At 38.8% G+C, this 12,650-nt stretch carries 13 protein-coding genes and 1 riboswitch; of the genes, 8 read left to right on the plus strand and 5 right to left on the minus strand.

Going from position 1 to position 12,650, the window contains the following annotated elements:
* Positions 1–69: 69 nt before the first annotated feature.
* The 5 genes from EPL02_RS01675 (at position 70) to EPL02_RS01695 (ending at position 5,105) form a co-directional block, all read left to right on the plus strand.
* On the plus strand, positions 70–1,140 hold the full coding sequence (locus tag EPL02_RS01675) for a DUF3900 domain-containing protein (protein WP_131887133.1): 1,071 nt from the start codon (positions 70–72) through the stop codon (positions 1,138–1,140).
* A gap of 180 nt (positions 1,141–1,320) precedes the next feature.
* A complete protein-coding gene (locus EPL02_RS01680; protein ID WP_025908891.1) occupies positions 1,321–1,521 on the plus strand; it encodes a cold-shock protein in 201 nt (66 codons plus the stop codon).
* A 424-nt stretch (positions 1,522–1,945) separates the two neighbouring features.
* Complete coding sequence (locus EPL02_RS01685; RefSeq protein ID WP_131886864.1) at positions 1,946–3,001, plus strand: M14 family zinc carboxypeptidase; 1,056 nt, start codon at positions 1,946–1,948, stop codon at positions 2,999–3,001.
* Between the two features lie 290 nt (positions 3,002–3,291).
* A riboswitch (glycine riboswitch) is annotated at positions 3,292–3,367 on the plus strand.
* Between the two features lie 90 nt (positions 3,368–3,457).
* Complete coding sequence (locus EPL02_RS01690) at positions 3,458–3,730, plus strand: ACT domain-containing protein (protein ID WP_131886865.1); 273 nt, start codon at positions 3,458–3,460, stop codon at positions 3,728–3,730.
* Positions 3,731–3,743: 13 nt separating this feature from the next.
* Entirely contained in the window at positions 3,744–5,105 is a 1,362-nt protein-coding gene (locus EPL02_RS01695; protein WP_131886866.1) for a PFL family protein, read from the plus strand.
* Between the two features lie 22 nt (positions 5,106–5,127).
* Here EPL02_RS01695 and EPL02_RS21250 read toward each other — a convergent pair whose 3' ends face one another.
* From EPL02_RS21250 to aspA, 5 genes are all read right to left on the minus strand, one after another.
* Entirely contained in the window at positions 5,128–5,313 is a 186-nt protein-coding gene (locus EPL02_RS21250; protein ID WP_094909808.1) for a cysteine-rich CWC family protein, read from the minus strand.
* Positions 5,310–6,716, minus strand: a complete 1,407-nt coding sequence (locus EPL02_RS01705; RefSeq protein WP_131886867.1) for a PH domain-containing protein — start codon at positions 6,714–6,716, stop codon at positions 5,310–5,312. The genes EPL02_RS21250 and EPL02_RS01705 overlap by 4 nt, the downstream gene beginning before the upstream one ends.
* Positions 6,709–7,191 (minus strand): PH domain-containing protein, encoded by a 483-nt coding sequence (locus tag EPL02_RS01710; RefSeq protein WP_131886868.1) that lies wholly within the window; start codon positions 7,189–7,191, stop codon positions 6,709–6,711. Before EPL02_RS01710 ends, EPL02_RS01705 begins: the two co-directional genes overlap by 8 nt.
* A 145-nt stretch (positions 7,192–7,336) precedes the next feature.
* Positions 7,337–8,665 (minus strand): NAD-dependent malic enzyme, encoded by a 1,329-nt coding sequence (locus EPL02_RS01715; protein WP_094909805.1) that lies wholly within the window; start codon positions 8,663–8,665, stop codon positions 7,337–7,339.
* A gap of 61 nt (positions 8,666–8,726) precedes the next feature.
* Positions 8,727–10,157, minus strand: coding sequence for an aspartate ammonia-lyase (gene aspA / locus EPL02_RS01720; protein ID WP_131886869.1), 1,431 nt, complete (start codon positions 10,155–10,157; stop codon positions 8,727–8,729).
* Positions 10,158–10,458: 301 nt separating this feature from the next.
* Here aspA and EPL02_RS01725 point away from each other — a divergent pair, with 301 nt between their 5' ends.
* From EPL02_RS01725 to EPL02_RS01735, 3 genes are all read left to right on the plus strand, one after another.
* Entirely contained in the window at positions 10,459–11,043 is a 585-nt protein-coding gene (locus EPL02_RS01725) for an LOG family protein (protein ID WP_094909803.1), read from the plus strand.
* A 106-nt stretch (positions 11,044–11,149) separates the two neighbouring features.
* Complete coding sequence (locus EPL02_RS01730; protein ID WP_131886870.1) at positions 11,150–11,845, plus strand: YetF domain-containing protein; 696 nt, start codon at positions 11,150–11,152, stop codon at positions 11,843–11,845.
* A gap of 37 nt (positions 11,846–11,882) precedes the next feature.
* Positions 11,883–12,614 carry a ZIP family metal transporter gene (locus EPL02_RS01735; protein WP_131886871.1) on the plus strand — a complete coding sequence of 244 codons (732 nt, stop codon included), beginning with the start codon at positions 11,883–11,885 and terminating at the stop codon, positions 12,612–12,614.
* The last annotated feature ends 36 nt before the right edge of the window (positions 12,615–12,650 follow it).

The following is a 12,650-nucleotide window of genomic DNA, read 5'->3' on the forward strand; positions in this document are numbered from 1 at the left end:
ATCATTGACGCTTTTTTCTCTTTTCCACTATACTGAAATGATGAACTCTTAATGAAACAAGGTGAAGCTATGGATTTTAAAATTAATTTCTTATCATTTTACGTCATTCAAGTAGACGGTAAAGACGAACAAGCAGACAAACGCTACAAGCATTTTCAAACGCTAGATACAGAAGAGTATGAAGAGAGCTCAATTAAAGACTTTTTAGACGGTGAGTTTAAAAAGATTGTTAAACGGAAGGTTGAACGTCACCCAAAGGCTGAACAAGTTCCCACAAAACTCGGGTACTTTGTCACAGAACCTGGACACGCTTTGGATTCTAACCCTAACTTTAACTTATTTCATCGCACGCGCTTCGCAACGACAAAAGAAGAATTTGAGGAAAATAGCGAACAGTTTATTCACGCATATTTAGATACCGCAGCCGTGCGAGGCGGTGCTTTTTTAGTTATATCCGCTGTACCACGCAAATATTTCGATCATGCGTTTGTATTTATTTTAAAATGTGATTTCGAACCAAAAGTAGCTTCAATTACCGATGAGTCAACACTCATTCGCCATGTAGAAATGGCCATTACAACCAAGAACATGAAGTCTATTCAATACCCCTACATGCCTGAAGAAGGCATGGTCGAAGAAAGCGAACTTGTCATCCACCAAGCGTCTCACGCTCGTTACTTTGAAGACTTCTTAAAGTTCATTGACTACAACGAGCCGATGCCTGAGATTATGAAAACACAGGTAATGGATATGGTGCGTGAACACGTCAGCGAAACGTTTGAAGCAGAAAGCGTAGAACTTGAACAGTTTGAATCGGACATGGAACTGTGGGCAACAAGTGAAAAGCGTGAGCTTCAAGAACGTTTGGATACCCATCAAGTTATGGAAGCTGCTGCTCATATCGTCGAGCATACGCCTGATGCCGAGCTTAAAATGAAGCTTGGCGAAACGGAGATTAAAGGACTGTTAGCGGATTTCGGGGAAAATATTCACTTAGCGAAAGTAAACGGACGCTACGTAGCTGTAATTGAAGCGGAATCGATTCTGTTTGAAAAAGGCGCGTCTCCGATTGAGTTTCATAAGCCTGGGGATTTGCACGAGATTATTGAGAAAATCAGCAGTAAGAACTGGGATGAATGAGTGAAATTGATAAAAGTACGTAGCTATTTCTCCCTTTACTTGCAATACTGAGTTGTTTCTGTTATGCTTAGGAAGAATTATTTTTGTTCGGTAAGGATTGACAAGTTAACAACTTTCGTCTGAAGATTTGAGCAAGAATAGTAACACAATGTGTGCAAAGCACACGAGGAGGCAACAACTATGGAACAAGGTAAAGTAAAATGGTTTAACGCAGAAAAAGGTTTTGGATTCATCGAGCGCGAAAACGGAGACGATGTATTCGTACATTTCTCAGCAATCCAAAGCGAAGGTTTCAAATCTTTAGATGAAGGTCAAGCTGTAACTTTTGAAGTTGAGCAAGGTCAACGTGGACCTCAAGCTACTAACGTTCAAAAAGCATAATTAATACAGACACCTATGAACAGACTCTACTTGTAGAGTCTGTTTTTAATTTGCAACAAAATTTAGACATAATAAAAACCCTACTCACGAATGAATAGGGAAAATCAAAACACAGATAGTAACTGGTAAAGAAAATGGTAAACTTAGTATAGCATAGTATTCCTATAATACCTAACTTTTTATTCTACCTATGATGATAATCAATAGTTTACATCACTCAGCACTACCATTACTTCCCCCCTTCTCTCCTAGCTTACCTTCCACTTGCTTGTATGATTGCAATAGGTTATTAATCTTCTCATTAAAATATTCTCAAAATACAGTATTTTAAGCTCATGCCTTTTTTAACTACTTATTCTATTATAAAAGAGTAGCGCTGTGTGTACAGGCATAGCGTATAATCTGATATCTTGGGGGAATTAGGATGACATTGAAAAAGAAAATCACGGTATTATCATTATCTAGTATTATGACATTAGGGGTATTTACATCAACTACACTACCTGCTCAAGCTGTTGGAAACGGTCCAAACGTTGGTGAAAATGAAACGATCAACACGTCAATTCTCCATACATATGAAGAAATGGTAAACTTCTTAAAAACGCAAGAAGCAAAACAAAGCGCAATGAACCTTGAAGTCATTGGACAAACTGTAAAAGGTCGCGACATTCATTTAGTCAAGTACATATCAAATCCAGACAACCCAACCATTTTGTTTTTAACACAGCAGCATGGAAATGAACAACTAACGACTGAAGGAACTCTAGAGTTTATTAAACACCTAGGGACTAATAAAACAAAAGGAATTCTTGACAATGTAAATATTTTAATTGTACCAATGTTGAACGCTGACGGAGCGATGGGCGACGTAAACTTCTCATTGGATGACTATAGAGCAAGCGGAGATCGTCACTTAACTCGTTATAATGCCATGGAAGTAGACTTAAACCGTGACCATGTAAAAAAAGAGCAACCTGAAACAAAGGCTCTTCATAATAACGTATTAAGTAAATATAAGATTGACTACATGATTGATTTGCATCATCAAGGTACACAAAGTGAACGTGACGGAAAACTTGTGTCCGGTTCTATTCTTTATCCAACAAATCCCCAGGTAAATCCTGAAGTGGTTGAGAAATCGAAAAAGCTAGGGTCTGTTGTCTTTCATTCCGTTGACTCAAAAGGTTGGGGACACCTTGGTAAATATGCTGGCGGTTCTGATAACGCGATTGGCCGTAACGGCGCTGCGACTGAGTATGGTATTGCAACCCTTCTCTTTGAAATGCGCGGAATGTCCGATCACAACAACGAATCATATGTACTTGGTCAAAAAAGCAACGGCTATTTAATTAAACAAACAATCACTACTTTAGACTCAACTGTACGAGCTATTGCAGATGGCTCAATAGAAAAAGCAGATACAAGCTTTTGGGACACGCTTGCTACTCAAACAACTCGTCCTTCTGGAGAAGACGAGTAAGCCAACAATTATTAAAGGAAAGCGACTTCTATACGCTTTCCTTTTTTATTTTTATAAAAATCGTACCTTTTCCCCTTCGCTTATTCTACTTTTAACTGTGACATACCACCTTAAGCAAAAGGACTTCAAAGCACCCCCAGCCTCCCTACGTACACGTGATAAAATAATACAAATGTTCAAAAAACGTTGACTATCCTTTCCTTTGTTGATATGATTTCTCTATTGGTTTTTGAGCCAATACTAAGTTGAATATTCCCCAAGCAATGATTGTTGTGGATAACACTACAACAGGAGCAGCTTCTGGAGAGACCGCACAGGCGGCGCCGAAGGATTCACAATCTCAGGCAAAAGGACAGAAGAGTAACGATACATACGTATGTTATTCGATGACCTATTCGAGATTGGATTCTTCCAATCTCTTTTTTTATTTTCTATATTATTTTTGAGGTGATTATTATGCAACAAAAGCGCGCTGTGGTTAGCGTAATTGGACAAGATCAAGTAGGTATCATTTCGAGCGTCACAACTATCTTATCAAATCAAGGTGTTAATATTCTCGATATTAGTCAGACAATATTACAAGATTTTTTTACAATGATGATGATTGTCGATGTATCAACTACTGAACTAAACTCGCTACAACGTTCTTTAAATAACATTAGCGAAGAGCTTGGTTTAAAAATTCACGTGCAGCTTGAAGAAACGTTCCAAGCTATGCACCGCGTATAAAGGAGAAATTAATATGAGCATTGCCTTAACAGAAATGATGGAAACCATCCGCATGGTCCAAATGGAAAACCTTGATATCCGTACAGTAACAATGGGTATTAGTTTAAGAGACTGTGCAGATTCTAACTTTGAAACAATGAATCAAAATGTTTACAATAAAATTGTTTCATATTCAGGCGAATTAAAAGAAACAGCGGAACAGGTTGAAAAAGAATATGGAATTCCAATTGTCAATAAGCGCATATCAATTACTCCTATCGCAGAGATTTTAGGCCATGCAACGGTTGAAGAAACAATTACCCTTGCTAAAACACTAGACCGCGCTGCACAGCAGGTTGGCGTCGATTTTATCGGTGGCTTCTCAGCTCTTATTCATAAAGGAATTTCAAAAAGTGATCAAACGCTACTGGACGCGCTGCCTGAAGCTCTTAGCGTAACAGAACGCGTTTGTTCTTCCATCTCAGTAGCTACCACTCGTACGGGTATTAATATGGATGCTGTGAAACAGCTCGGTATTATTATTAAAGAAGCTGCGGAACGTACAAAAGATCGTGACGGCATTGCTTGTGCAAAACTTGTGGTTTTTTGTAATCCTGTTGAAGACAATCCGTTTATGGCCGGAGCTTTTCACGGATCCGGTGAAGGTGAAGTGGTCTTAAATGTAGGTGTTAGTGGTCCTGGTGTTGTTTTAAATGCATTAAAACGTCATCCTAACGCTGATTTAGGTGAAGTATCTGAAGTAATTAAAAAAACGGTATTTAAAATTACGCGCGCTGGTGAGTTAATTGGACGCGTCGTAGCTGAGCGACTAAACGTCCCCTTCGGTATCATGGACTTATCGCTAGCGCCTACTAATGCTATTAACGACAGCGTTGCTGAAATCTTAGAAGAAATTGGTTTAGAACGTGTGGGCACTCACGGTACAATTGCTGCTTTAGCACTTATGAACGATGCTGTAAAAAAAGGTGGTGCAATGGCTAGCTCTTACGTCGGTGGGCTAAGCGGGGCTTTTATTCCCGTAAGTGAAGATAATGGGATGATTAAAGGAATTACTGATGGTTCTCTAAATCTGTCAAAACTTGAAGCGATGACTTGCGTATGTTCCGTTGGTTTAGATATGATCGCCTTAACAGGGGATGTTAGTCCTGCTACGCTTTCCGGAATGATTGCTGATGAAGCGGCAATTGGAATGATTAACAAAAAAACAACGGCTGTACGTGTTATTCCTGTACCCGGTAAAAATGAAGGTGAAATGGTCGAGTTCGGTGGCCTTCTAGGCCGAGCGCCAGTTATGGGTGTTAATCCTTACAGCTCTGAACGATTGGTAAATCGCGGTGGACGAATTCCTGCTCCCTTACAAGCATTGATTAATTAAGTAAAGAGAGTCAGCGGAAGTACTACTCTTCACGCTGACTCTCTTTATAGACTTGCAAGCAGGATTTGCAAATGCAAGAATGACTAGAACTTGCTGTCAACGCAGTAGGAAACTCTTCTTCTGTGCACCAACAAGTAAATTCTTCTTCTTTTAAAACATACTGACAGCCGTTCTGTTTTCCACACAGTGGACACATTCTGCTCATCATACTTTATCTTTCTTAACATCCCAACATGTAACTTCATCAAAGATTGGCTTCCATATGCGCTCTGGCAAGTAGCCCACTCCATAGGAAGAACCAAGCCCCATCGTTGATACACTAAGATAACGCCACCCTTTTTTCCAAAACCTGCTGCTTGCTTTCACTTTGACATCCTGAATCTTTCTACGCTGCATAATCGTTGTTTTCCGAGTGATAAACTGCGATCGAACACTTAAAAATTCACGTGTCATCATTACGCCTCCTTGGCGATATCCAAACCATGTTAATAGCCAAGCTGCTAGAAAGAGGATAACTACTCCCCACACAAGCTGAACTTTCCAAAAGCTAATTGCTACCACTGCAATACAAGCTGGGATGAAGACATACAACAGCTTATACCAAACATAGTTTCTCACTACGTTTGGCTTATACTCAAGATAATGATAAGTAGGAAGATAATCTGAAAAAACATCCACCATTTCTTTTTTCTTTAGAAAGGGGTGTAAATATACTTTTTGTTCTAGATCAGAAGTTACGACTTTTAACGAAATAGCTCCCCAGCCAAATAAACGTTGAAGAAGTCCTTCTTCAACTGTAATTGCCTTAATCTTTTCAAAAGGAACCGTGAGCGAGCGCTTGTTTAATAACCCGTACTGAACTTGAAGATGCTTTTCATAACGCTCCACCACAAAATTACCAAAGCGAATTACGTACAAAATAATAGAAAGTATATACGCTATGCATAAAATAAAAAATACTAATATGATAATAGCTACAATTGACTGGGTAATAATTTGTTCATAAGCATTTTGAATCCATGGGTTGATTAAGTCATCCACGTATTCGTACAGCACACCTAGTCCAGCAAAAATATAGCCAAAGTTTGCCGATAATGCAGCAGCAATTACTAAGCGACTGGTAGGAACCTTTAATGTTTTAATGATATTTTCCCTTTCAGGACTCTCTTCCACTGAAAGAGACTCCCCTGCTTGAAGCATTGTTTTTAACTCGTGAGCATCTTTCATCAAGATGCCCGGCAAATCCACTTCTGCCCCCATTCCTGTTCCACCTGCTGTTTCGATACGAAGTCGTGCAAGTCTAACTAGTCGAAAGAGGAAAGGCTGATCAATTTGAATTGATTGAATACGCGTTAATTGAATAAAACTATTTTCTTTTTTAAAGACGCCTTTTTTGATTCGAATTTCTTTTTCCGTAACTTCATAACGAAATGTTTTCCATTTAATAAATGCAAAAAACAAGCTGATGCCTACAATGATTAAACCTATCCACCAGTATGTCAAAATCTTATCTCGCTGAAGAATAATTAAAAATGCAAATGGTAAAATATTGTCTTTTATGTACTTTGCAGCTTGAACAAGAACGGCAAGAGGATGTAATTTTTTACTCATATTCGTCCTTCACCTCTGCCATCTTTGCGATTGTTTCGCGTAAGTTATTTGCATCTTCTGATTGTAGAGCTGGAAACTCAAGAAACCCTGCAGCTGTTACAACATTAATTGAGGCAAGACCGTATCTACGTAAAATTGGACCCGTAGATGTTTCCACATGTTGTACCTTCACAATCGGCACTTTTGTATGACTCCAGATAAACAAACCTTTTTGTACTTCAATATGCGTCTCTGTTAGTTGGTACGAATACACTTTCATGTAAATGCTGGGGGCGATAACAACATACACAACAAAGCTAACAATTAGCAAAGCTCCAGAAACCCAAAAAACCCAAATCCACCAATTAAAAAAATAAACAAGAACATAATAACCAATTGTGCCAGCTAACCATACTAGATGTGGCAACAACGCTTGAATTCTCATTGCGCTTTTAGCTGCGGAAGGTAGCTTCCCCTGTAAATGTGTAATTTCCATATATATATCCTCTCAATTCATTTATTCTTTCTTTTTATACGCTTGTGCTACCCAAAAAGTTTCAATAATATGTATTTTTTCATATTTTTTCTAATTTGTATATAAAAAACCGCACTGAATTATTTCAGTGCGGTTTTTTTATTCATTATTGATAAACATTCTTTTTTACGTCACTTTGTACTGCTGCGCGCTCTACTGCTTCAGCAACAGCTTCATGTACATTAACATTTAGCGGATGAGGAACTAAATCACCTGGTTTTGTTGAATTTGCAATTGCTTCTGCAGCTGCAACTAGCATTTTGTGAGTAATATCGCGAACACCAGCGTTTAGTACACCGCGGAAGATACCTGGAAATCCTAATACATTATTTACAGAGCGTCCATCTGTCGCATAAATTGCTCCAGCTTCCAATGCATCTTCTTGTTCAATTTCAGGCTTTGGATTTGATAGAGCTAAAATAATTTGTCCTTTTTGTACCCATTCTTTCTTAATAAGTCCTGGTACACCTGTTGTTGCAATAACAATATCGCTTTGCTTCATTAACTCTTCTAGGCTATCAACTGTTTCGCCACCGTATGAACGAAGACGATCTTTTGCTTCTTCAGACTTATCAGCCCCAACTACGCTTTCGACACCATATGCCATCAACATGCGGCAAATTGCAATACCAGCTGCTCCAAGGCCAATTTGACCAACACGCGCTTGTTTTAAGTTAACACCAGCACTGCGACATGCTGAGATAGCTGCAGCTAACGTAACTACCGCCGTTCCGTGCTGATCGTCATGCATAACTGGAATATCCAGCTCTTTCTTCAAGCGCTCTTCCACTTCAAAACAATGCGGAGAACCAATATCTTCAAGTAAAATACCACCAAATCCTGGTGAGATATTTTTAACCGTTTGAATAATTTCTTCCGGACTGTTCACATCTAATAAGATAGGAATAGCATTAATATTAGTAAGCTGATCAAAAAGGGCTGCTTTCCCTTCCATAACAGGCATACCGGCTACTGGTCCAATATTACCTAAACCTAAGATTGCTGTCCCATCTGTTACAACAGCTACAGTGTTGCTAATGCTTGTATAAATTTTTGCTTTTTCTGGCTGTTCTTTAATCGCCATGCATACGTTGGCTACACCTGGTGTGTACACACGTCGTAAATCCGCTAACGTTTCAATTTTCATTTTACTTTTCATTTGAATTTTTCCGCCTTCGTGAGCGTGTAAAACTTCATCTGAAACTGTGTGCAGCGTAATTCCATCCAAGCTACGAACTGCATCTAGTAACTCTTCTAGTTGTTCTTCGCTCTCAACTTGTACGGTAATGCTTCTTCGCGTATAGTTATGGCCTACCTTAACTGTTTCAACTTCTCCAATGTCGCCACCTACGCGACCAATTGCCGTAGCTACTCGTCCTAAATTCCCTGGTACACTTGGTGTTTGAATCATTAAAGTACGAATAATATTGCTCATGTTGACTCCTCCATTTTTATCATTTTAGTGTTAATTCTTAGTCTGTCTACTTGTCCTACGATTATTGACGGTCAAAAAGTGAGTTGCCTGCAATACCTGGATTCGTCATTTCATAAGGGTTTAGGATTAAATCTAGCTCTTCTTCTGTCAATACGTCATGTTGTAAGCAAAGTTCTCGTACAGATTTCCCTGTCATAATAGCTTCTCTTGCAATACGAGAAACAACTTCATATCCTAAGTGTGGGTTAACTGCAGTAATAACGCCTACACTTTTCTCTACATATTCTTTTAATCGCTCTTCGTTTGCCTCAATACCTTCTAAGCAGTATTTTGTAAACGCGTCAAAGCCATTGTTCATGATGCTAATAGACTGCAATAGGTTAAAGACAAGCACAGGTTCCATTACGTTTAACTCAAGCTGCCCTGCTTCTGAAGCCAAACAAATCGTATGGTCATTTCCAATAACTTGGAATGCCACTTGATTAATTAGTTCTGGCATTACTGGATTTACTTTACCAGGCATAATCGAAGATCCGGGCTGGCGAGCAGGAAGACTAATTTCCGCTAAGCCTGCGCGTGGGCCAGAAGCCATTAAGCGTAAATCGTTTGCAATTTTAGACATGTTCATCATGCAGACTTTTAAAGCTGCTGATACTTCTGTATAAGCATCTGTATTTTGCGTTGCATCCACAAGGTGCTCTGCTCCATATAACGGTAGTCCGCTAATATCAGCTAAATACTTCACCACATTCTCAATATATTTCGGATCAGCATTTAAACCCGTTCCTACTGCAGTTGCTCCCATATTCACTTCATATAGATGCTGGCGGGATTGGCTGATACGTTTAATATCACGCTCTAAAACACGACTGTATGCAGCAAATTCTTGTCCTAAACGAATTGGTACTGCATCCTGAAGATGCGTTCTGCCCATTTTAATAATTGGATCAAACTGCTTTGCTTTCTTTTTAAAGACTTCTACCATATTACCCATTGTTGCTAATAAATCATCTAATAGGCGCAATGTTGATAGATGAATAGCGGTAGGGAACACATCATTAGTAGACTGAGACATGTTTACATGACTGTTCGGACTAAGTTTTACATAATCTCCTTTCTCATGGCCCATTAGCTCTAATGCACGATTTGCAATAATTTCATTCATATTCATATTCATTGATGTACCTGCTCCACCTTGAATAGGATCCACAATGAAATACTCATGCCACTGCCCTGCAATCACTTCGTCAGCCGCCTGTACGATAGCGCTTCCAATACCATCGTATAATCGTTTAGTATCCATATTTGCCATGGCAGCTGCTTTTTTGATCATCGCAAGAGCGCGAATCATTTCTTTGTTTACTTTGTATCCAGTGATTGGAAAGTTTTCAACTGCGCGCATTGTTTGGACACCGTAATATACGTCTTTTGGAAGTTCCTTTTCGCCAAGAAAATCTTTTTCAATACGACTTTGCTGTTCCTTTTTCGCCATACCGCGACCTACTTTCTATTAGTTAATTCTTATATGAGTGTGCTTAATTCTCAGCTTTTCCGTTTTAACTAGCGTACTACGCTGCATGACGCCTTCTATTAAACACTTAATATACGCTTTGATTATAAAGAAAATTATACTAATAATCAAGGTAACTCCAAAAGAGGTTTTACTTTTTTTAGTATCAAAACAAAAACGTATGTTCTCATTTATGGAATCGATTATTTTTTATCATAAAAAAGGGTTTTATCATAAATAAACGAAATGTTATTACTATACATTGTGAAAAGGAGGAATGCACATGAAAGCGATTTGTGTTTTTGCTGGAGCCAATTCCGGTGTTCACCACCACTATAAAAATGCTGCTGTAGAACTGGGAGCGTACATGGCTAAACATGATTATAAATTAATTTATGGTGGATCGAAAATGGGCTTGATGGGTGAAGTAGCTAATGAAATGTTAAAGCATGGCGGTCACGTGGTAGGCATTATGCCAAAAGGGCTTTTCAGCGGTGAGATTGTTCATACCGCGCTTACAGAATTGATTGAAGTAAGCAGCATGCACGAGAGAAAAGCCGCCATGCACGATTTGGCTGATGGCTATATTGCCCTGCCAGGAGGGTTTGGTACTTTTGAAGAACTATTTGAAGCACTTTGTTGGGCCCAAATTGGTATTCATAAAAAGCCAGTTGGACTACTCAATGTGAACGGATATTATAATGCGTTAATGAGTATGGTTGAACACGCTGTAACAGAGGGCTTTTCACAAGAATCAGCCATTCAGCTTATCAATATTTCAAGCAGCCCGCAATCGTTAATTTCATCAATGATGAACTTCACTTCTCCTTCCACCCCTTACACAAAATGGAACAATGCTTCTTCATGAATCAAGAAAAGAGTACACTACTGTACTCTTTTTTTATTTGCCGCTTACATATTTCCTATCCCCTTTGGACATTCTCTAAAAAAAGAGAGATTAGGGAGATGGTGGCATGGAGCACCTTTTCGACTTGCTGTTAAGAGGAATATTAGCTTATTTTTCTCTGCTTATTTTAACCAGAATCATGGGAAAAAGAGAGCTATCAAAAATGAATTTTAGTGACTTCGTTGTTGGAATCACCATTGGGTCCATTGCTGCTAAAGGTGCGGTTGATCATAATCAACCTTTTACTAACTATATACCAGCTTTGGTTATCATTCTTGTTCTTGAAATTTTATTTTCTTACCTTTCAATGAAATTTGATAAATTTCGGCTACTAAACAATGGGGAACCCATCATTTTAATGGAGAATGGGCGAATTCTTGAACAAAATTTAAGGAAGGCGCGGTTAAACGTCGAAGAGCTTGCTAGTCAGCTTAGACTTCAAAGTATCTTTTCTTTTCAAGACGTAGAGACGGTCCTTATTGAACAAAACGGTGGTTTTAGCGTGCAGTTAAAGTCAAGCCAGCAAGCAGTTACGATGGAAGCAATGAACATTGTTACAAGCAGCAATGGCCTACCTCGACTCCTCATTAAAGATGGAAAACTTGTTGAAAAAGAGTTAACTGCGTCCTCTTTTACGCTCGACTGGGTACACCAACAGCTTTCTACTCGTAATATCGCGAGCATTTCTGATGTAATGCTTGGTCAAATTGACCGTACTGGCTTTATCTATATTGATTTATACGAAAAAGAAAAACCGACTTAACAGTATGTAGATTACATCTTAAGAGAGTGTGATATCAATGACTTCTGCTTTTTTATGGGGAGCTTTATCTGGCTCTGCCGTTTTTATAGGCGCTATGATGGCTATTTTTTTGCCTATGAAAAAAAGTGTAAACTCATATATTATGGCATTTGGAACGGGAGTATTAATTGGCGCTGCTTCCTATGAACTTCTACAGGAGTCTGTCAAAGAAGGTGGCATGCTCTCAACTGCTTTAGGTTTTATTGTTGGAGCAGCAACTTTTACAGTATTCGATTTACTGTTAGCTAGGAAAGGTGGTCTTAATCGAAAGCGTTCTAGCCCTCAGTATACAAATAGTTCAGGTTTAGCTATTTTCGGGGGGACATTAATGGATGCTATTCCAGAATCAATTATGATTGGAGCAAGTCTAATTGAACAGAATCAAGTCAGTCCACTGCTCGTTATGTCTATTTTCATCAGTAACCTTCCAGAAGGTATTTCCGGAACAACCGGACTTATTAAAAACTCGTTCTCACACAAAAAAGTTGTATTTCTATGGCTATCAGTGGTTCTTATTTCTGCTATCAGTTCATTAGGAGGCTTCATGTTTTTGCAACAGGCTTCATCTTATACAATGAGCTTTATTGCTGCATTTGCGGGAGGAGGTATTATCGCAATGGTAGCTTCCACGATGCTTCCCGAAGCTTTTGAACAAGGTGGCCCTGTTACGGGTTTCATCACGTCACTTGGCCTTTTAACTTCGGTCGTTTTAGATTATTTTTCTTATTAACTATTGTAAATTTATCTCTTTAATGTATATAATTAC

This window comes from Bacillus sp. CBEL-1 (genome assembly GCF_004348885.1).
GTDB classification, from domain to species: Bacteria; Bacillota; Bacilli; order Bacillales; family Bacillaceae_H; genus Priestia; species Priestia aryabhattai_A.

What these genes read in the sequence shown, in the direction of transcription:
- EPL02_RS01725 (WP_094909803.1), top strand. Translation starts at nt 10,459, where the DNA reads ATGAAAGCGATTTGTGTTTTTGCTGGAGCCAATTCCGGTGTTCACCAC.
- EPL02_RS21250 (WP_094909808.1), bottom strand. Translation starts at nt 5,313, where the DNA reads ATGATGAGCAGAATGTGTCCACTGTGTGGAAAACAGAACGGCTGTCAG.
- EPL02_RS01690 (WP_131886865.1), top strand. Translation starts at nt 3,458, where the DNA reads ATGCAACAAAAGCGCGCTGTGGTTAGCGTAATTGGACAAGATCAAGTA.
- EPL02_RS01730 (WP_131886870.1), top strand. Translation starts at nt 11,150, where the DNA reads ATGGAGCACCTTTTCGACTTGCTGTTAAGAGGAATATTAGCTTATTTT.
- EPL02_RS01685 (WP_131886864.1), top strand. Translation starts at nt 1,946, where the DNA reads ATGACATTGAAAAAGAAAATCACGGTATTATCATTATCTAGTATTATG.
- EPL02_RS01705 (WP_131886867.1), bottom strand. Translation starts at nt 6,716, where the DNA reads ATGAGTAAAAAATTACATCCTCTTGCCGTTCTTGTTCAAGCTGCAAAG.
- EPL02_RS01735 (WP_131886871.1), top strand. Translation starts at nt 11,883, where the DNA reads ATGACTTCTGCTTTTTTATGGGGAGCTTTATCTGGCTCTGCCGTTTTT.
- EPL02_RS01715 (WP_094909805.1), bottom strand. Translation starts at nt 8,665, where the DNA reads ATGAGCAATATTATTCGTACTTTAATGATTCAAACACCAAGTGTACCA.
- EPL02_RS01710 (WP_131886868.1), bottom strand. Translation starts at nt 7,191, where the DNA reads ATGGAAATTACACATTTACAGGGGAAGCTACCTTCCGCAGCTAAAAGC.
- EPL02_RS01675 (WP_131887133.1), top strand. Translation starts at nt 70, where the DNA reads ATGGATTTTAAAATTAATTTCTTATCATTTTACGTCATTCAAGTAGAC.
- EPL02_RS01695 (WP_131886866.1), top strand. Translation starts at nt 3,744, where the DNA reads ATGAGCATTGCCTTAACAGAAATGATGGAAACCATCCGCATGGTCCAA.
- EPL02_RS01680 (WP_025908891.1), top strand. Translation starts at nt 1,321, where the DNA reads ATGGAACAAGGTAAAGTAAAATGGTTTAACGCAGAAAAAGGTTTTGGA.
- aspA (WP_131886869.1), bottom strand. Translation starts at nt 10,157, where the DNA reads ATGGCGAAAAAGGAACAGCAAAGTCGTATTGAAAAAGATTTTCTTGGC.